This window comes from Alphaproteobacteria bacterium (assembly GCA_040220875.1).
Taxonomy (GTDB): domain Bacteria; phylum Pseudomonadota; class Alphaproteobacteria; order JAVJVX01; family JAVJVX01; genus JAVJVX01.
In genome coordinates, this window is sequence record JAVJVX010000006.1 from 294,149 (window position 1) to 312,836 (window position 18,688).

The window sequence follows — 18,688 nt, forward strand, 5'->3', positions numbered from 1 at the left end:
CGGCCGCGGCCTATCCTCGCAACACGCCACCCGTCGCCTTGGCGACGGCGGCGGTAATCCGGGCGGAAATCTCCTCGATCTCCTCGTCGCGGAACGTACGGCTTTCGGGCTGCAACGTCACGGCAATCGCCAGCGATTTCTTGCCCTCCGGCACGTGCTCGCCCTCGTAGACGTCGAAGACCTCGACCTGGCGGACCAGCCTCTTCTCGGCACTTGTCGCCGCGCGCACGACATCGGCCGCGGCCACCTCGCGATCGACCACGAAGGCGAAGTCGCGCCCAACCGCCTGCAGGTTGGACGGGTGAAAGGGCGGACGCGCCTTGCCCGATTTTGCTTTGGGCGCCGGGATGGCATCGAGATGGATCTCGAAAGCCACGACCGGTCCCGCGACGTCAAGCCGTAGCAGAACACCCGGATGCAGTTCGCCAAAGCTGGCCAGAACCTGTTTCGGACCACGACGCAACAGGCCCGAGCGGCCAGGATGGTAATAGGGCGGCGCGTCGCGCGTCGCCTGGACGCTGTCCGCCGGAATCCCTGCGGCCTCCAGCGCCGCCAGCGCGTCGGCCTTGGCATCAAAACAATCCACTTGCCGCCGCGCCTCGCTCCAGTGGCGCGGGACGGCCGCACCCGCGCGCAGCCCCGCCGCCGCCAGCGACTGGCCTGTCGGCGTGTCATCGGCATAGACGGGGCCGACCTCGAAAAGCCCGAACCCGTCGGCACCGCGCGCCAGGTTGCGTCCGGCTGCGAGGATCAGGTTAGGCAAGATCGAGGGCCGCATCTGATCGAGATCGGCGCTGATGGGATTGGCGAGCGTCAGGGTCGCTGGCGCATCGGCGAACAGCCGGGCCGCGCCTTTTTCCATGAAGGACCAGGTGACGGCTTCCATCAGGCCGCGCGTCGCAAGAAGCCGGCGCACGAGATCGGCCCTGAGATGCCCGGCCGACCAGGCCGCGGCAGGCAGACTCGATTCGCGCCTGAGTGGCGTTTCGGGTATCGCGTCATAGCCGACGACGCGCACCACCTCCTCCACGAGATCCGCCTCGCCCGCCACGTCGTGACGCCAGCTTGGCACAGATACCCGCCAGGCCTCGCCCGCTTCCTCGATGGCGAAACCGAGATCAGCCAGAATCCGGCGCTGGTCCGCCGGCGGTACGGTGACGCCCGCCAGGCTCTCGACGCGTTGGCAGTGGAAGACGATGGTCCGCTCCGCCAGTGGCGGCGCGCCCGCGACGGTCACCGGCCCCGCCTCGCCGCCGCAAAGTTCGAGGATCAGCCGGGTTGCAAGCTCCATGCCCGGCCGCGCAAAGGCAGGATCGACGCCGCGCTCGAAGCGGTAGCGGGCGTCGCTGTCGATCCCAAGCCGCCGGCCGGTCTCGGCCGTGCGCACGGGATCGAACAGTGCGACCTCGAGAACGACGTCCACCGTCGCCATTCCGCAGCCGCTGGCCTCACCCCCCATGATGCCGGCGAGGCTTAGCGGTCCTGTATCGTCGGCGATCACCGTCATGCCGTCGGCCAGGGTGTATTCGCGCCCGTCGAGCGCCTGCAGCGTTTCGCCCGGCCGGGCGAACCGCACTGTCAATCCGCCGCCGTTTTCCGCGCGGATCTTCGCCAGATCGAAAACATGCAGCGGCCGGGCGCGGTCGAGCGTGAGGAAATTTGTGATGTCCACCAGCGCCGAAATCGGACGGAGCCCCACGGCCCTGAGCCGGTTCTGCAGCCAGGCCGGACTTTCGGCATTACGCACCCCCCTGATCACCCGAGCGAGGAAAAGAGGGCAGGCGTCTTCATTCTCTGCCGGAAAGTCGAGCGCGATCCCAATGGCTGCATCCGTTGTCGGCGCGACTTCGGTAATTTCGCGGTGCATGTGCCGGCCAAGTCCGGCGGCCGCCAGATCGCGCGCGATGCCGTCGACCCCAAGACAATCCGCGCGATCGGGTGTGATTCCAATATCGATCACCGGATCGTCGAGCCCCATCAGGGCGGCAAAGGGGGTCCCTGTCGGCGCGTCCGGCGCGAGTTCGATGATGCCCTCATGATCGTCGGAAAGCCCCATCTCCCGTTCGGAGCAAAGCATTCCCGCACTCTCGACGCCCCGGATCACGCCCTTGCGCAATTCGTCACCCGTGCCGGGAATGATGCTGCCCGCCGGCGCGAAAACACCCTTCATGCCCTCGTGCGCATTGGGCGCGCCGCAGACCACCTGAACCCGCTCGTCCCCCGTATCGACAACACAGACCTTGAGCCGGTCGGCGTCCGGATGTTTCTTGCAACTCACCACGTGACCCACGATGAAATCGCGAAACGTGTCGGCCGGCGCACGCACGCTTTCCACCTCGAGGCCAAGCATGGTCAGTCGATGGGAAATCTGCTCGAGAGAGGCGTCGGTCTCGAGATGCTCCTTGAGCCAGGACAGCGTGAACTTCATGGCGTGCCCCGGACGAGGGACGGCACGTCGAGCGCGACAAAACCGTAATGACGCAACCAGCGCAGATCAGCCTCGAAAAAGGTGCGCAGGTCGGGGATACCGTATTTCAGCATCGCGATGCGCTCGATTCCCATGCCGAAGGCGAAGCCCTGGTATTGATCACCGTCGATACCGCACGCCGCGAGCACCTTGGGATGCACCATGCCGCAGCCGAGAATCTCGAGCCAGTCGGCGCCGGCACCGATCCTGAGCCCGTCCGCGTCGCGCGCGCAGCCGATATCCATTTCGGCCGAGGGTTCGGTGAACGGAAAGAAACTGGGCCGGAACCGGGTCGGCAAGTCATCCACCTCGAAATATGTGCGGCAGAATTCCACCAGGCACCCCTTGAGGTGCCCCATATGGGTCGTCCGGTCGACGATCAAGCCTTCCACCTGATGAAACATCGGCGTGTGGGTGATGTCGGAGTCCGAGCGATAGGTGCGCCCGGGCGCGATGATCCTGAGCGGCGGCTTGCGGGTCTGCATCGCCCGGATCTGAACCGGTGAGGTATGAGTGCGCAGGACCGGCCGCGAGCCATCGGGTTTTTCCGGCAGGTAGAAAGTGTCGTGCATCTGCCGGGCCGGATGCTCGGGCGGGATGTTGAGCGCCTCGAAATTGTGGAAATCGTCCTCGATATCGGGGCCCTCGGCGACCTCGAAGCCCATCTCGCCGAAGATTGCGAGGATTTCCGACAGGGTCTGGCTGATCGGGTGAAGCCGCCCCCCTGTCGCAGGGCTGCCGGGGCGAACCGGCAGGGTGATGTCCACCGTCTCGTGCGCAAGGCGGGCATCGAGCTCTGCTGCCTCGAGCGTCTGGCGGGCCTCGTCAAGCATCCGGGCCAGGCGATCCCTGACCTGGTTGAGGGCCGCGCCCGCCGCCTTGCGTTCCTCGGCCGGCAGCGCACCGATCCCCTTCATGCGTTCGGTGATCAGCCCTTTCCGGCCGAGCGCCGCGACGCGGATTTCCTCGAGCTCGGCAAGGGTTGTGGCCTCCGACACGCGGGCCAGGAGGTCTTGCTCCAGTGTTTCCGGACTTTCTGCCATCTCACGCCCAAAGCCGGGCCGGCCGGACCCTCGCGGCACCCGGCTGGCGGCCCCTTTTTGCAAACGGGCCCATCCGTCCGCCGGTGCTCTAGGACAGCGCCGACTGGGCCTTGGTCACGATATCCTTGAACGCGGCCGGTTCGCGGACGGCGATATCGGCCAGCACCTTGCGGTCCACTTCCAGCCCGGCCAGTTGCAGGCCGTTGATCAACTGGGAGTAGGTCATGCCATGCTCGCGGGCGGCGGCATTGATCCGCTGTATCCACAGACTGCGGAAATTACGCTTGCGAACCCGACGGTCGCGATAGGCGTATTCCATCGCCCGCTCGGTCCGCTCCACGGCGATCCGGTAGACGTTCTTGGCGCGGCCCCGGTAGCCCTTGGCACGGTCGGTCACCTTTTGGTGCCGGGCGCGGGCGGTGACCCCTCGCTTGATTCTTGCCATCTCAGATCCCTCCTACAAATACGGCAGGAAACGCCGCACGATCGCCTGATCGCTCGGGTCCATGACCTTGCTGCCACGGGCGCTCCGCTTCATTTTCTGCGGGCGTTTTCTGAGATTGTGACGCTTGAAGGCGTAGTTGTGGCGAAGCTTGCCACTGCCGGTCACGCGGAAGCGCTTCTTCGCTCCGCTCTTGGTCTTCATCTTGGGCATTTTCCATCCTTTCAGTCGGAATTTTCGGAGTCTGGCGGGTCGGCATGCCCTCGGACCTGGTCCGGCCTGGCCACCACGAAGTTGGCGGAGTTATACCGGGGGCCTCGCCCGCCCGCAAGGGGCGGGGTGCCAACGGTTTATCCGGTTATTTCAACAGCTTGTTACGAGCGCGCCGCGCTAATCGGTGCCCTCCGCCCGGGCCTCGGCCGCTGGCGTCTCCGGTGCGACCGTTTGCTGCTCCGAATCCGGTTGCTTGGCCTGGGTCTTTTTCCCGCCGGATTTCTGCTGCGTCACGGATTTGGCGGGGATCACCACCATCATCAACTGGCGCCCTTCCATCTTGGGCAGCTGCTGGATCTTGGCGGTCTCGCCGAGATCGTCCCGGACCCGGTCGAGCACATCCATGCCCTTTTCCCGGTGCATCATTTCACGGCCCCTGAAACGCAGGGTGACTTTCACCCAGTCCCCCTCCTCCAGGAACTCCCGCACGCGGCGCATCTTGATGTCGTAGTCATTGGTATCGATGCCGGGTCGCATCTTGATTTCCTTGACCTCGACGGTTTTTTGTTTCTTGCGCGCGTCGGCCTTCTTTTTCTGCTCGATATACTTGTACTTGCCGTAATCGAGGATTTTGCAGACCGGCGGATCCGCATTGGGCGAGACCTCCACGAGGTCGAGCCCCGCGTCCTCGGCACGCCGGATCGCGTCTCCGGTTGCAGTGATTCCGATCATGTTCCCTTCCTCGTCCACCAGGCGGACTGAGGGAACGCGGATCATGTCGTTAACACGCGGGCCCTCTTTCCCGGGCGGCGCGGTATTCTGATTTCTGGCTATCTATTCACTCCTTCTGTCTGGTTTGGACGACGCCTCGGTCCGGTCTTCCGGCTCCGGCCCGCCCCTCGAACGGATGACCCCGGGTCGACCTCGGTCGACCCCGCATCCCGGCACCCGCAGCATTCACGGCTTTGGCCATGCGCCGCGTGGCACATCTAATCCTGTATCTTGGCGCAAATCGCGCCCGTTTTGGACTCCTTCACCACAAATTTGGGTATTTTTCCCCGGATTTCCATCCCGGAACGCACGGCCGGCCGGCTAGGCCGGCGGCGCGGCCTCGGCGGCGAGGCTCCGGAGCCCCTCCTCAAGCGTCACGAGCTCCTGTGTCTCGCCGCCAAGACGGCGCAGCGCCAGGGTCTCTTCCGCCGCTTCGCGCTTACCAACCACGGCGATGACCGGGATCTTGGCGTGGCTGTGCTCGCGCACCTTGTAGTTGATTTTTTCGTTGCGTGTATCAGTCTCTGCCCTGAGCCCGACGGCGCGCAATCGGGCCGCGACCTCCGCGGCATAGGCATCGGCGTCGCTGGTGATGGTCGCCACCACGACCTGGAGTGGTGCCAGCCAGAGCGGAAAGCGCCCCGCATAATGCTCGATCAGGACACCAATAAACCGCTCGAGCGAACCCAGGATCGCGCGGTGGAGCATGACCGGGCGATGGCGCTCGCCATCCTCGCCCACATACTGGGCATCCAGTCGCTCGGGCAGAACGAAGTCCACCTGCAGTGTACCGCATTGCCAGTCGCGGCCGATGGCATCGCGCAGAACGAATTCCAGCTTGGGCCCATAAAAGGCGCCCTCGCCAGGATTGAGCGCGTAATCCAGGCCGGCCGCATCGACGGCCGCCTTGAGCGCCTCTTCCGCCTGGTCCCAGACCGCGTTCGAGCCGGCGCGCAACTCGGGCCGGTCCGAGAACTTGACCGCCACCTCCTCGAACCCGAAATCCTTATAGACCGCCAGCAGCAGATCGCAGAACGCCCTGGTCTCTGCCGTGATCTGGTCCTCGGTACAAAAGATATGGGCGTCGTCCTGCGTGAAGGCGCGCACGCGCATGAGACCGTGCAACGCGCCCGAAGGCTCGTAACGATGACAGGAGCCGAATTCAGCCATGCGCAGCGGCAGGTCGCGGTAGCTTTTCATTCCCTGACGGAAAATCTGCACGTGGCAGGGGCAGTTCATCGGCTTGAGAGCAAGAACGCGCTCGTCCTCCGTACGGGCCGTGAACATGTGCTCGCGGAACTTTTCCCAATGGCCCGATTTCTCCCAGAGCTCGCGATCCACGAGCTGGGGGGTGCGGACCTCGAAATAGCCGGCCTGATCCAGCCGGTTGCGGATATAGGTTTCGAGCGTGCGGTAAAGCGTCCATCCCTTGGCGTGCCAGAACACACTGCCGACCGCCTCTTCCTGCATGTGAAACAGGTCCATCTCTCGCCCGAGGCGGCGATGGTCACGCTTTTCAGCCTCTTCCAGGCGATGAAGGTAGGCCTTGAGCTCTTTTTCCGTTGCCCAGGCGGTGCCGTAAACGCGCTGCAGCATGGCGTTCTTCGCGTCGCCCCGCCAGTAGGCGCCCGCCACCTTCATCAACTTGAAGGCCTCGCCCAGCTTGCCCGTGGACGGCAGATGCGGCCCGCGGCAGAGATCGACGAAATCTCCCTGGCGATAGAGGCTGATCTGCTCTTGGCCCGGGATCGCCTCGATGATCTCGGCCTTGTAGTGCTCTCCCAGATCGTGGAAGAACTGGATCGCCTTCTGTCTGTCCCACACTTCGCGCGCCACCGGCTCGTCGCGCTTGACGATCTCGCGCATCCGCGCCTCGAGCTTTTCGAGATCGTCGGGCGTGAACGGCTCGTCGCGGGCGAAGTCGTAGTAAAACCCGTCCTCGATGGTGGGGCCGATCGTGACCTGGGTCTCGGGGAAGAGTTCCTTCACGGCTTCAGCCAGCACATGGGCCGCATCGTGGCGCAGGATTTCGATCCCGTCGGGGCTGTCGCGGGTGATGATCTCGACCCGGGCATCGCGCTCGATCTCGCGCGAAAGATCGCGCAATTCGTCGTCCACCCGTACGGCCACGGCGGCCTTTGCGAGGCCCTTGCCGATATCGGCTGCCAACGCGGCCCCGGATACGGGGCCGTCAAACTCACGCCGGGAGCCGTCTGGAAGGGTCAGAGAAATCATGAAAACGCGCCTTTCGGCGGCAGAATGGAGCCAAATTGGAAAGCGAGACTTAAGAAGCTGGCGGGGTGCTGTCAAGCGAGGGCGCAAGGCCGTCAAGCGCGGACACCACCTTGTCGAGCGGCAGATGGCCGAGATCGGCTACTCGGCAAATGCGCGTTTCAGCCCCCCGGGGCGCGCAAAGGGCCGGGTCCGATTCATGGGAATACAGGATCACCGCCGGGCAGCCCGACGCCGTGATCAGGTGCATGGGGCCGGTGTCGTTGCCACAGGCGAGGACGGCCCGGCGGGCGAGAGCGGCGATAGCGCCCAGGGTGGTTTCCCCCGTCAGATCGTGAAGACCTGGCGCGGCGGCCGCGATTTCCCGCCCGAGCGCTTTTTCCGCCGGGCCGCCAATAACCGCGACGGCATAGCCCCGGCCCAGGAGCCGGGCCGCCAGCGCGCCATACCGCCCGGCCGGCCAGCGCTTCTGCGGCCGGTGCGCGGCGCCGCCCGGCACCAGAAGGACGAGCGGCCGGTCCTTATCCAATTCGAAGGTCGACAAGTCGCCATCAAGCCAGGAAAGGTCCGGGCCGGGCACGTCCGCGATCCCCGCCAGGGCAAGCTGGGCACGCTGGCGCTCCACCGTATGCAGGCGAACGCGATCCGGCCCCGTATGACGATGGGACGCGCCGCGGGCGATGCCCGACCATTCGGGCCGGGGCCCCGGCCCCATCAGGCGGAAATACCAGCCCGAGCGATCCGAGGTCTGCAGATCATAGACCCGCGCGAAATTTCCCCGGCGCAACCGTCGTCGCAGCGCCAGCACGCGGCCGGGCTGCCAAAGGCGCGGGCGCGAATCGACCCACACCTCGTCGAAGAATGGCGCCGTGCGCGCCATTTCAGCGTAGGGCGCGGTGGTGAGCAGGACGATACGGGCACCCGGATGGGCCTGGCGGATGGCCTTGAAGGGGCCGGTGGCGAGAACGAAATCGCCCAACGCGCCCAGCTTGATGACGAGAATACGCTCAACCGCTGCCATAACGGCGGACCATAAGTTCGTCATAGACGGACAGGGTGGCCGTCCGCATCCGCGCCAGGCTGAACGTCTCGCGAATGAACTGCATCGCGGCCCCGGCAATACGGCCGCGCGCGGCCTCATCGAGGGAGAGCGCCGTTTCGAGCGCGGCAGCAAGCGCGTCACTGTCGCCCGGCCGGACGAGCCAGCCCGTCCTGTCGGGCAGCACGGTTTCGCGGGCGCCCCCATGGTCGGTCGCGATCACCGGCCGGCCCATGGCCTGGGCCTCGGCCGCAACGCGGCCAAAGGCTTCAGGATCGGTCGAGGCCGAAACCACAACGTCACTAAGCATGTAGGCTGCCGCCATGTCCCGGCAATGCCCGGCAATCTGCACCTGCGCCGCGACGCCGAGCCGCCGGGCGGTTTCTTCCAATTCACGCCTGTAGGCATGCCGTCCCTGATCGGACCCGACCAGCACGCAGCGCACATCGCCGCGCCCAAGCTTGGCGAGGGCCTCGATCAGGACAAGCTGGCCCTTCCAGCGCGTGAGCCGGCCGGGCAGCATTACCACCGGCACATCGTCCGGCAATCGCCAGGCGCGGGAAAGCTGGATCACGCGCTCTGCCGAGACATGCGCCGGATCGAACACCTCGAGGTCCACCCCGCGCGGAACAACGCGAATGCGAGCCGGATCGACGGCGTAGACCTGATACATGTGGCCGGCGATGAAGTTGGAAATTGCGATGATCAGCTCGCCCCTTGTCATCACCGAATTATAGGTGCGTTTGACCCGGTTGCCGGCGCCGTAAGTGCCATGAAACGTGGTCAGGAAAGCGCAGCCGGTCTGTCGCGCCGCGCCCAGGGCGCTCCAGGCCGGCGCGCGTGAGCGGGCATGGATGATGTCCGCGCCGCATTCCTGTATGACCTGCGCCAGTCGCGTCACATTACGATAGATGGTTGCGGGATTCTTGCTGTCGACGGGCAGCGTGATGTGCCGGGCGCCGGCACGCTCGACATCGCGGACCAGGAGGCCGCCGGCGGACACCACGACCGGCCGCGCCCCGGCCGCAGACAGGGCGGCGGCGATCTCGACCGTCCCGCGCTCCACCCCGCCCGTTTCCAGCGCAGGCAGCACCTGAAGCACCACGGGCGGGCGCACGGTCCAGGCGATGCCGGTTTTTTCGGCGGGCGCGGCGGCGGAAGGTTCCACGATGCGAGACAATCCGGTAAGGCTAAGCGGGTCAGGTGGATAGCACATATCATGCCCCCTGAAACCCATATTGCGAACCGTTTGCGGACCGGCCTGCCGGCCGGTCCCGTCATTCTTCCCGCCCCGCCTCGAGGTGAGTTTCATGGCCGATGACAATCTCCGTTTTCTGAAACGCGACGGCGGGCCGGACATCGCCTATCACCGGCATGCCGGCGACGGCGCTCGGCCGGGGGTGGTATTTCTTGGCGGCTACGCGTCCGACATGACCGGCACCAAGGCGATGGCGCTCGAAGCATTCTGCCGCGCGCGCGGGCAGGGTTTCCTGCGCTTCGACTATCAGGCGCACGGCGCGACGGGCGGCAGTTTCGAGGCCTGCACGATCGGCACCTGGCTGGACGATGCGCTGGCCGCCTTCGATGCGCTGACCGAGGGACCGCAGGTGGTTGTGGGCTCGAGCATGGGGGGCTGGATCATGGTGCTGCTCGCCCTCGCCCGGCGCGCCCGCATCCGGGGGCTGGTCGGGATTGCGGCTGCGCCGGATTTCACGGAAGACCTGATCTGGGAGACCCTGCCGGCCCCGGCGCGCGAAACCCTTGAACGGACCGGACGAATAAGCCGGCCCAACCAGTACAGCGACGAGCCCTACATCATTACCCGCAAGCTGATCGAGGACGGACGCAAGCGCCTGGTCCTGCGCGAGACGATCGACCTCGACTGTCCCGTCAGACTGATCCACGGCGTCCGGGACGCGGACGTGCCCTGGCAGGTATCGCTGAAACTGGCAGGCAAGCTCGCAGGCGACGATGTGCGGCTGACGCTGATCAAGGATGGCGAGCACCGTCTGTCGCGCGAGGGCGACCTTGCGCTCATTCAGGACTCCATCGCGGAACTTTGCGCCAACTGATATCTCCGCACCCGGCCTCGGCGTCTCAGATGAGCGAGGCCGGAAAGAGCGGCTCGATCGCCTGTCCGGTCCGGGCCGTCACGTGGCGCGCGACGAGCCGCCGGTGACATTGGGCGGGATCGCGCTCGAGACACATGAGCGCAGCCGGGCGGGCCGTCGCCAGCGCCGCCACCCGGTCGAGCGCGGCGCGCCCGGCGGGTGTGGCCATGTGCGCGTCGAAAATCTCGAGGAACTTTTCCGGTGCCCCCGCCCGGGCCGCGCCCCGGCCCGCCTCGGGGTTGCCGAGCGCCCGTTCCCACCGGTACTCGATCCCTGCCTCAGAGAGGCTCGCAGCAAGGCGCTGGCCGATAAATTCGGGGCGACGCGAATAGGGATTGGTCCGCACATCGATCAGATCGGCCACGCCGGCGCGGCGGAGCGTGGCGATCAGATCATCCATGACGGCCCCCTCATAACCGATCGTGTAAAGCGGGTGGCGCTTCGTCATCGTGCACCCCCCGCCTCACCCGCCTCACCCGCGTCAAACAGCGCTTTCAGCCCCGTGCGATAGTCGGGATAGGCCAGCGCGATCCCGAGCTCGGCCTTGATTCGCGCGTTCGAGACGCGCTTGCTGTCCTGGTAGAAACTCCGCGCCATGTGGGAGAGATCGGCCTCCTCGAACGGCACCTCGGGCGGCGGGTCGATGCCCATGAGCTCTGCCGCGTAAGTGATCACGTCGCTTTGCGGCGCCGGGGCGTCATCGGCCAGATTATAGACCCGCCCGGGATGGGGACGCGCCATCGAGGCGATCAGAACCGTCACGATATCCGCGACGTGAATACGCGAAAATATCTGCCCCGGCTTGCGGATGCGCTGGGCCTCGCCCGCGCGCAGCCGGGTGAACGCGTTCCGACCGGGGCCGTAAATCCCGGCGAGGCGAAAAACATGAACCGCCAGCCCTGCCTGCCGATGAAGGCGCAGCCAGCCAGCCTCCGCATCGAGGCGGCGGCGGCCGCGTTCGCCCGTCGGGTTAAGCGGCGAGTCCTCGTCCACCAGCGCGCCATCCCGATCGCCATAGACGCCGGTCGTCGAGAGATAGCCGATCCAGCGCAGCGGCCCGGCTTTGGCGAGCTCGGCCCCATGGCAGTCGAGGACCGGGTCGCCCGCCTCGTCGGGCGGCACGGAGGACAGGACATGGGTCACGCCGTCAAGGGCGGCGGCGAGATTGGCGAGCGGATGCGCGCGGTCGAAGACATGGGCGCTCGCACCCGCCTCGCCAATGCGCGCGAGCGAACGGGCGGACCGGCCGGTCCCGCTCACCCGCCAGCCCTGGGCCAGAAGCCGGGGGGCGAGGGCGCGGGCGGTAAAGCCGAAGCCAAAGCAGAAGAGATGTGGCGCTGCTGTCATATTCGGGGGTCGGATATTCGCTTCCTTGCACCGCGGGGCCGGTTACCTCGACCGCGCCCCACATGGTAGAACGCTCCCATGAAACGGCGATTGAATCCAGTTTTCGCGATGTTCGTTTCGATCCTCGCCCTCGGCGCGACCTCGCCGGCGGTGATGGGCCAGACGGGCGAGGACGCGAGCCCGAGCTACGCGCGCTGTATCGATCTCGTGAAAACGGCACCGGGCGCGGCCATGGATATGGGGCTTGCCCTTGACCGGAGCGGGGCCAAACTGGGATCGCGACATTGCCAGGCCATGGCGTTGATCCGGTTGCAGCAATACGCGACGGCCGCCGGCCTGCTGGAATCCCTGGCGCGCTCTGACGATCCGGCGATTGGAGACAGGCGCGCCGGCCTCTGGGCGCAAACGGGCCAGGCACTGTCCCTGGCGGGGCAGCCGGGCCGCGCCATCGCTGCCTTCAGCGAGGCCCTGCGCCTCAATCCGGCAGACCGGGAGCTTTTCATCGATCGCGCCATTGCCCGGTTCGATGCCGGCCAGTACCAGGCCTCTGCCGATGATCTGGGTCAGGCGATCGCCGCCTTTCCGACCCGGAGTCAGCCCTATCTTCTGCGCGCCCGGGCGCTGCGCAAGCTTGGCGAGATGGCGGCGGCCCTCGTTGATGTGGAGGAGGTTCTCGTCATGGAGCCGATGAACGCCCAGGCGTTTTTCGAGCGCGGCCTGATCCGCGAATTATCGGACGCCCACGAGGCCTCGCGCCTGGACTGGCAGCACGTGATCGAAATCGCACCGGCAAGCCGCTGGGCCGAGCTGGCGCGCGAGAACCTTCGCCGGAGCGACGCCGCAGAGATCACTCCGGTGGAATAGGGCCGGTGGATTAGGGCCGGTGGATTAGGGCCGGGCGCGAGGAGTCAAAAATCCAGGTCGGCGTAATGCTTGGGCGGTGGCGCGCCCGGAATGTGATCCGAGAGAAGGCTGCGAAAGCTCCGCCGCGACTTGATCCGGGTGTACCAGTCGCGCGCCTCGGGATGGTCGTCCCAGGGCACGTCGCCGATATAATCGACGCAGGACAGATGAGCCGCCGCCGCCATGTCCGCCACGGAGAACTCGGGCCCCGCCAGCCAGTTCCGCCGCTCGGCCAGATAGCCGATATAGTCGAGGTGATAGTGAATGTTGGCGAGGCCGGCGCGGATCGCGTCCGAGCTGGGCTGGCCCAGACCGAGGAAGCGCTTGTCGATCTTTTCACCCACCAGGTTGCTCGTGACCTCGGTGCGGAACTTATGATCAAACCAGGCACAAAGCCGGCGGATTTCCGCCCGCGCCGCGGGGCCGCCCGACAAGAGGGGCGGATCCGGCCTGGTCTCCTCTAGAAATTCGATGATGGCGCCACTATCGGCGATGACGAGTCCGTCGGGCTCGATCAAAACCGGCACATCCCCGGCGGGATTGAGCGCGAGGAAGTCGGTCCGCCGCTCCCAGATCTTTTCGACGCGCATCTCGAAATCGAGGCCCTTTTCGCTGAGCGCGAGACGCACCTTCCGGCTCTCGGGAGACAGCCAAAGGTGGTAGAGTACGCGCGGCGGCTGGGGTTCGGTCGAATCCATCGGCATTCCGCGACAACCGGTCGGAGGGTGGGATTATCTCCGATACGCGCCTATATTGCACCCGGTTTCCCCGCACCCGGAAAGACCGGAGAAAACGCCGGGGCGCCGCGCGGACAGATCATGGAGGTAGCCTTGCTGACCCTGCACCAGTTTCCCTACGCCAACGGCGTGCAGCCCTCGCCGCCCTGCGGAAAGGTCGCCGCCTATCTCGGCTTCGCCGGCATACCCTTCGAGGAAAATCTGAGCTGGGACCTCAAGAAGGCGCCCAAGGGCAAACTGCCCTGGATCGACGATAACGGGACCGTCGTCGCCGATAGCTGGTTTATCCTGCGTCACCTGCAGAACACCTATGGCCACCGGCTCAACGGCGATTTGACGCCCGCCCAGCAGGGGCTGGCCCATTTCATCGAGCGCACGCTTGATGAAAGCCTGTATTTTTCCGCGACCTATTCGCGCTGGATCGACCCCGAGGGTTTCGCGATCGCAGGCCGGCTGATGTTCGGCGCCATGCCGGCCGCGAAGGGCTGGATCCTGCAACGGATGCTCCGTCGCTACGTGCGCAAAATGCTCTACTTTCAAGGTATCGGCCGGCACAACGACGGCGAGATCTACGAACTGGCGGCGGCCGACTTCAAGGCGCTGGCTGATGTCCTCGGCGACAAACCCTTCCTGCTGGGCGACAGCCCGTCGACCGCCGACGCCACGGCCTATGGCCATCTGGCCGCGATCTACAAGGGGCCCGTCTCGACCCGCATGAAGGGGCTGATGACCGGACACGACAATCTGGTTGCATATACCGAGCGCATGCACGAGATGATCCGGCAGGACAGCGGCCCCGCCGGCCAGGCTTAAGCGGGGCGGGCGGCCGCCTCCTCGGTAACGGGATGCTCGAGCTTGTCGAGCATTTCCTTCGGCACGATCTGCCAGAAATGACCCATTTCGAGGCGCCAGTCGGCCAGGATCTGCTCGGCGAATTTCGACTGGGTTTCCTTGATGTGTTCGGCCAGAAGGTCGCGCACGACGCCTTCCCAGTAATCGGTGTGAATGCGCTGATAGATCACCGACTCGTCATTGACATAGACGCCAAGCTGATCGTCCGGATCGTAGACAAACGCGATACCGCCGGTCATGCCGGCTGCGAAGTTGTCGCCGACCGGTCCCAGGATCACGACCGTGCCGCCGGTCATGTATTCGCAGCCGTTCGAACCACAGCCTTCCACCACAGTGCTTGCGCCTGAATTGCGGACAGCAAAGCGTTCCGCTGCCTGACCGGCCGCGAACAGCTTGCCGGAAGTGGCCCCGTACAGCACCGTGTTGCCCACGATCGTGTTCTCGTTGGAGCGCAGCGGACTTGCGGTCATCGGGCGAATCACGATGGTCCCGCCCGAGAGGCCCTTGCCGACATAATCGTTGGCGTCGCCGAAAACCTCGATCTTCAGTCCCTGAACCGCGAAGGCGCCCAGCGACTGCCCGGCCGAGCCGCGCAAACGTACCGTGATGTGGCCGGGCTGCAGGCCCCGCGCGCCATATTCGCGGGCAATCAGGGCGGACAGGCGGGTGCCGACGGCGCGCTGGGTGTTGCGCACCGAATAGGTGAACTGCATTTTCTCGCCCGAACCCAGCGCCGGCAGCGCCTCGTCGATGATCTGCGCATCCAGCGTGTCGGGCACCTCGTTCCGGCCCTCGACGGTGCAATAGCCGGGCGCGTCGCCGGAATCCGCCTTGGTCAGAAGCGAGTTGAGATCGAGATCGTCGAGATGCGAGCTCCCGCGACTGACCTGATGCAGAAGATCGGTCCGCCCGACAACCTCGTTGAGCGAACTGTAGCCGAGCTCAGCCAGGATCTCGCGCGCTTCCTCGGCGATGAACGAGAAAAGGTTGACGACCTTTTCCGGTGTGCCGGTGAACTTCTGGCGCAGCTTTTCATCCTGCGTGCACACGCCGACGGGGCAGGTGTTGCTATGGCACTGGCGCACCATGATGCACCCGACCGAGACGAGCGAAAGCGTGCCCGCGTTGAACTCTTCGGCCCCCAGCATGGCCGCCACAACCACATCGCGGCCCGTCTTGATCCCGCCGTCGACGCGCAGCGTGACCGAATTGCGCAGCTTGTTGAGGGTCAGGACCTGATGGACTTCCGAAAGCCCCATCTCCCAGGGCAGGCCGGCATACTTGATGCTGGATTGCGGGCTGGCGCCGGTGCCGCCGTTATGGCCCGAGATCAGGATGACATCGGCCTTGGCCTTTGCGACGCCGGCCGCGATGGTGCCGATGCCGGAGCGCGAGACCAGCTTCACGCAGACCCGCGCCTTCGGATTGATCTGCTTCAGATCATAGATGAGCTGGGCGAGATCCTCGATCGAGTAGATATCATGATGAGGCGGCGGCGAGATCAGCGTGACGCCCGGGGTTGAATGGCGCAACCAGGCGATCTCGGCCGTGACCTTGAAGCCGGGCAATTGCCCGCCCTCGCCGGGCTTGGCGCCCTGGGCGATCTTGATCTCGATTTCCTTGCAGTTGTTGAGATATTCGGCTGTCACGCCGAACCGGGCCGAGGCGACCTGCTTGATGACCGAGTTGGCGTTATCCCCGTTGGCGCGTGGCTTGGCCCGCTCCGGGTCTTCGCCCCCTTCGCCGCTGCACGAGGAACCGCCGATCCGGTTCATGGCAATGGCAAGCGCCTCGTGCGCTTCACGTGACAGTGCCCCATGGGACATGCTGCCGGTGCCGAAACGCTTGCGCAACTGCGTGATCGATTCCACCTCGTCCACCGAGATGGGGTCTCGATCCGAGCGGAAATCCAGAAGGTCGCGCAAGTGGATCGGCGGCAGACGATAAATCATCTGCGCGTATTTCTTGAAAGTAGCAAAGGAATCGGTCGCCACCGCCGCCTGCAGCGTATGGATTGCATTGCCCGTCAGACCGTGTGCCTCGCCACTGCGCCGGTACTTGTAAAACCCGCCAACGGGCAGCGTGGTCACATTTTCGCGGTACGCCTTCTTGAACTGAGCCACGACATTGCGCTGGATGCCAGGCAGGCCAATGCCTGAAATCCGCGAAATCATGCCGGGGAAAAATTCGCTCACCAGCGCACGAGACAGACCCACGGCCTCGAAATTAAGGCCGCCCCGATAGGAGCTGAGGACCGAGATCCCCATCTTGGACATGATTTTCAGAAGCCCGGCGTCGACGGCTTTCTTGTAATTCGCGAGGCAATCCTCCAGCGACTTGCCGGGGAACAGCCCCCTGGCGTGACGATAGGCGATCGCTTCCTGCGCGAGGTAGGCGTTGACCGTCGTGGCCCCGAGACCGATCAGCACCGCGTAGTAGTGCACGTCCATGCATTCGCCGCAGCGCACGTTGAGCGACGTGAAGGTGCGCAGGCTCTGGCGCACGAGATGGGTGTGCACGGCGCCGGTCGCCAGGATCATCGGGATCGGCGCCCGGTCGGGGCCGCTGCTCTTGTCGCTCAGGATCACATGGACGGCGCCGCCGCGCACCGCATCCTCGGCCTGCCGCTGAATCCGGTCGATTGCCTCCCGAAGGGCGTGATTGCCGCTGTCGGGATCGAAAGTGCAGTCGATCTCGACCACCGCATCGCCCATGTGACGGCGCATGCGCTCGAACTCGCCGTTGGTAAGGACCGGCGACTTGAGCTGCAGCAGCCGGCACTGGGACTCGTCCTCGTCGAGGATATTGCCCAGGTTGCCGAGCCGCGTCGTCAACGTCATGACCCGCCATTCGCGCAGGGAATCGATGGGCGGGTTGGTGACCTGGCTGAAATTCTGCCGGAAGAAATTATGAAGGCCCCGATAATAGCCCGACAGCACCGCCGTCGGCGTGTCGTCCCCCATGGAGCCGGTGGCTTCCTTGCCGTCCTCGGCCATGGGGTGGAGGATCATCTCGATCTCCTCCATGGTCCAGCCAACCTGGATCTGGCGCCGGCGCAATTCGTCCGGATCGAGCTGCGAGCCGCTATCGGCCGCCTGTTCCGGGCCTTCCTGGATGATCTCGTCGATCGGCTTTATGTTCTTGACCCACTCGCCGTACGGCTTGCGGGCGGCGAGGAGGTCCTTGATCTCGCGGTCGTGAAAGAGCCGCCCCTCGCGCAGGTCGACCGCGATCATCTGGCCCGGACCGATGCGGCCCTTCTCGCGCACATGTGCCTCGTTCACCGGCACCATGCCCGTCTCCGACCCGACGAACAGCAGGTCGTCGCCGGTAATCGTGTAACGCATCGGCCGCAGGCCGTTACGATCCATCCCGGCGACGACCCACTTGCCGTCCGTGGCCGCGATCGCGGCCGGACCGTCCCAGGGCTCCATCACCGAGTTGCAATAGCTGTAAAAATCGCGGTGATGCTGGGGTACGGTGCGCGACTTTCCCCAGGCTTCCGGAATGAGCATGCTCTTGACGAGCGGCAGCGGATGGCCACCCTGCGCCATCACCTCGAACGCGGCATCAAGGGCAGCGGAGTCCGAGCTGCCATCCTGGATGATGGGCTTGATGTCCTCGATGTATTCGCCGAAAACCGGCGAGGACAGGCGCGTCTCGTGGCTGCGCATCCAGTTGACATTGCCGCTGAGCGTGTTGATCTCGCCATTATGGGCGAGTTTGCGAAACGGCTGTGCCAGCCACCATTGCGGAAAGGTGTTGGTGGAATAACGCTGGTGGAAGACCGCAAAACTTGAGACGAAGCGTTCGTCCAGAAGATCGGGATAAAAGGCGGTGAGCTGCTCGGCCAGGAACATGCCCTTGTAGATGAGCGACCGGCATGACAGCGAGCAGATGTAAAAACCGGTGATATGCGCCGACAGGACCGCCTTCTCGATGCGCCGGCGGATGATGTAGAGATCGCGCTCGAAGGAATCCTCGTCCGTGCCCTTGGTGTTCTCCACCATGATCTGCTCGATCTCGGGGCGCGTTGCATTCGCCTTTTCACCAATGACGCCGGTATTCACCGGCACCTGCCGCCAGCCGTAGATCCCGTAGCCGAAGCGCAGGATTTCGCTTTCCACGATCGTACGGCAGCGCTCCTGCGCGGCCATATCCACACGCGGCAGGAAGATCTGGCCGACGGCGAAACGCATCTCGCTCGGCTCGTGCCCCGTCGCCGCCACATGCTCGCGGAAAAAATCGTGAGGGATCTCGACATGAATACCCGCGCCGTCGCCGGTTTTCCCATCGGCATCCACGGCCCCCCGGTGCCAGACCGCCTTCAGCGCATTGATCCCGGCCACGACAACCGAGCGGCGCGGCATCCCGTCCAGTGCAGCGACCAGCCCGACGCCACAGGCATCGTGTTCCTGGGAGGGGTGATACGCACCGCTGGCCTGGAGGCGGGCCGAGTTGCGGATCCAGTCCGCGACGAATGTCGCACCAGCATCCTTGGTGACTTCGGTCATGCTTGCACTTCCCTGCG

At 65.3% G+C, this 18,688-nt stretch carries 14 protein-coding genes and 1 pseudogene; 3 read left to right on the forward strand and 12 right to left on the reverse strand.

The genetic code is table 11. The features are described from left to right. Positions 1–10: 10 nt before the first annotated feature. The 8 genes and pseudogenes from pheT to RLQ26_07440 form a co-directional block, all read right to left on the reverse strand. A complete protein-coding gene (gene pheT / locus RLQ26_07405; protein ID MEQ9088551.1) occupies positions 11–2,428 on the reverse strand; it encodes a phenylalanine--tRNA ligase subunit beta in 2,418 nt (805 codons plus the stop codon). Beyond that, entirely contained in the window at positions 2,425–3,510 is a 1,086-nt protein-coding gene (gene pheS, locus RLQ26_07410) for a phenylalanine--tRNA ligase subunit alpha (GenBank protein MEQ9088552.1), read from the reverse strand. Before pheS ends, pheT begins: the two co-directional genes overlap by 4 nt. Positions 3,511–3,598: 88 nt before the next feature. Then, on the reverse strand, positions 3,599–3,955 hold the full coding sequence (gene rplT, locus RLQ26_07415; protein ID MEQ9088553.1) for a 50S ribosomal protein L20: 357 nt from the start codon (positions 3,953–3,955) through the stop codon (positions 3,599–3,601). Between the two features lie 12 nt (positions 3,956–3,967). Further along, positions 3,968–4,165, reverse strand: coding sequence for a 50S ribosomal protein L35 (gene rpmI, locus RLQ26_07420; GenBank protein MEQ9088554.1), 198 nt, complete (start codon positions 4,163–4,165; stop codon positions 3,968–3,970). A gap of 303 nt (positions 4,166–4,468) precedes the next feature. After that, positions 4,469–4,999, reverse strand: a pseudogene (gene infC, locus RLQ26_07425) (translation initiation factor IF-3). A gap of 258 nt (positions 5,000–5,257) precedes the next feature. After that, positions 5,258–7,171: a threonine--tRNA ligase gene (thrS, locus tag RLQ26_07430; protein ID MEQ9088555.1), complete on the reverse strand. Its 1,914-nt coding sequence runs from the start codon at positions 7,169–7,171 to the stop codon at positions 5,258–5,260. A 49-nt stretch (positions 7,172–7,220) separates the two neighbouring features. Continuing rightward, positions 7,221–8,189, reverse strand: coding sequence for a glycosyltransferase family 9 protein (locus RLQ26_07435; protein MEQ9088556.1), 969 nt, complete (start codon positions 8,187–8,189; stop codon positions 7,221–7,223). After that, positions 8,176–9,375 (reverse strand): glycosyltransferase family 4 protein, encoded by a 1,200-nt coding sequence (locus RLQ26_07440; protein ID MEQ9088557.1) that lies wholly within the window; start codon positions 9,373–9,375, stop codon positions 8,176–8,178. Before RLQ26_07440 ends, RLQ26_07435 begins: the two co-directional genes overlap by 14 nt. Positions 9,376–9,517: 142 nt before the next feature. Here RLQ26_07440 and RLQ26_07445 point away from each other — a divergent pair, with 142 nt between their 5' ends. Next, positions 9,518–10,279 carry an alpha/beta hydrolase gene (locus RLQ26_07445; protein ID MEQ9088558.1) on the forward strand — a complete coding sequence of 254 codons (762 nt, stop codon included), beginning with the start codon at positions 9,518–9,520 and terminating at the stop codon, positions 10,277–10,279. 25 nt (positions 10,280–10,304) lie between these two features. Here RLQ26_07445 and RLQ26_07450 read toward each other — a convergent pair whose 3' ends face one another. Both RLQ26_07450 and RLQ26_07455 read right to left on the reverse strand, forming a co-directional pair. Beyond that, positions 10,305–10,766, reverse strand: a complete 462-nt coding sequence (locus tag RLQ26_07450) for a DUF488 domain-containing protein (GenBank protein MEQ9088559.1) — start codon at positions 10,764–10,766, stop codon at positions 10,305–10,307. Continuing rightward, complete coding sequence (locus tag RLQ26_07455) at positions 10,763–11,665, reverse strand: SDR family oxidoreductase (protein ID MEQ9088560.1); 903 nt, start codon at positions 11,663–11,665, stop codon at positions 10,763–10,765. The genes RLQ26_07450 and RLQ26_07455 overlap by 4 nt, the downstream gene beginning before the upstream one ends. A 78-nt stretch (positions 11,666–11,743) precedes the next feature. Here RLQ26_07455 and RLQ26_07460 point away from each other — a divergent pair, with 78 nt between their 5' ends. Then, a complete protein-coding gene (locus tag RLQ26_07460; protein MEQ9088561.1) occupies positions 11,744–12,529 on the forward strand; it encodes a tetratricopeptide repeat protein in 786 nt (261 codons plus the stop codon). Positions 12,530–12,573: 44 nt separating this feature from the next. Here RLQ26_07460 and RLQ26_07465 read toward each other — a convergent pair whose 3' ends face one another. Next, positions 12,574–13,266, reverse strand: a complete 693-nt coding sequence (locus RLQ26_07465; GenBank protein MEQ9088562.1) for a glutathione S-transferase family protein — start codon at positions 13,264–13,266, stop codon at positions 12,574–12,576. Between the two features lie 120 nt (positions 13,267–13,386). Here RLQ26_07465 and RLQ26_07470 point away from each other — a divergent pair, with 120 nt between their 5' ends. Then, positions 13,387–14,118 carry a glutathione S-transferase family protein gene (locus tag RLQ26_07470; protein MEQ9088563.1) on the forward strand — a complete coding sequence of 244 codons (732 nt, stop codon included), beginning with the start codon at positions 13,387–13,389 and terminating at the stop codon, positions 14,116–14,118. Here the strand turns inward: RLQ26_07470 and gltB are convergent. Further along, positions 14,115–18,671 (reverse strand): glutamate synthase large subunit, encoded by a 4,557-nt coding sequence (gene gltB / locus RLQ26_07475; GenBank protein MEQ9088564.1) that lies wholly within the window; start codon positions 18,669–18,671, stop codon positions 14,115–14,117. The genes RLQ26_07470 and gltB overlap by 4 nt on opposite strands. Positions 18,672–18,688 lie beyond the last annotated feature (17 nt).